This is a genomic window from Psychrobacter sp. W2-37-MNA-CIBAN-0211, from assembly GCF_040309405.1.
Taxonomy (GTDB): domain Bacteria; phylum Pseudomonadota; class Gammaproteobacteria; order Pseudomonadales; family Moraxellaceae; genus Psychrobacter; species Psychrobacter glaciei.
Genome location: NZ_JBEOOU010000170.1, coordinates 1 through 276, shown reverse-complemented (window position 1 = coordinate 276; position 276 = coordinate 1). Strand labels below are relative to the sequence as shown.

Below are 276 nucleotides of genomic sequence, written 5' to 3'. Positions count from 1 at the left end.
GTACTAAAATGGGGCTTAAAAGGTTTGGATGCCCGCTCTAAAGCCATTGATCAAGAAAGATTATTAGACAATGCTCTTGATCCTTATGCTTTTGTAAAAAATGCCTATTTACAGCATATGGATTACAAAGTTTTTGATGGTGATGTTCCATCATCTCAAGCAGATGATGAGTTACTTGATGAGTATTTAGATGAGCTTGAATAGTCGAGGCATACAGGCTCCTCGACAGTTATGTCTGCGGGGGTGTTGTATGTCTGTGAGGTTGTTGTATGGCAC

General features: G+C 39.9%; 1 protein-coding gene. It reads left to right on the top strand.

Features of this window, described 5'->3' with window-relative positions; all coding sequences use genetic code 11:
- Positions 1-204 (top strand): MlaA family lipoprotein (locus AAEY72_RS14760; protein ID WP_352311291.1); only part of this gene is annotated, 204 nt, incomplete at its 5' end.
- Positions 205-276: the final 72 nt, after the last annotated feature.